This window comes from Mesorhizobium sp. M8A.F.Ca.ET.161.01.1.1, assembly GCF_004792105.1.
GTDB lineage: Bacteria > Pseudomonadota > Alphaproteobacteria > Rhizobiales > Rhizobiaceae > Mesorhizobium.
Genome location: NZ_SRTD01000407.1, coordinates 1 through 298 on the forward strand (window position 1 = coordinate 1; position 298 = coordinate 298).

General features: G+C 58.4%; 1 pseudogene. It reads left to right on the plus strand.

Going from position 1 to position 298, the window contains the following annotated elements:
• Positions 1 to 65: 65 nt before the first annotated feature.
• Positions 66 to 298, plus strand: a pseudogene (locus EN804_RS36300) (glyoxylate/hydroxypyruvate reductase A); the annotation flags it as partial.

Sequence of the window (298 nt, forward strand, 5' to 3'; positions counted from 1 at the left end):
TGGCATTACCCGCCGAAATTGCGCATTGATGCCGTCACGCAAAAATCGCAAGCAGGACCAATGCCATGTCTTCACCAATCGCCTTTGTTTCACGGATGAATGCAGAGACGGAGGCCGTTTGGAAACAGGCGTTGCGCGCCGCCATGCCGGAGGAGGAGATCCTCTCCTTTTCCGAATTGACGGATGAGCAGCAGCGTGCAGTGGAATTTGCCATTGTCGCCAATCCCGATCCGGCCGATATCGCCGCTCTTCCGGGCCTCTCATGGATCCACAGCCTGTGGGCGGGCGTGGAGCGGCT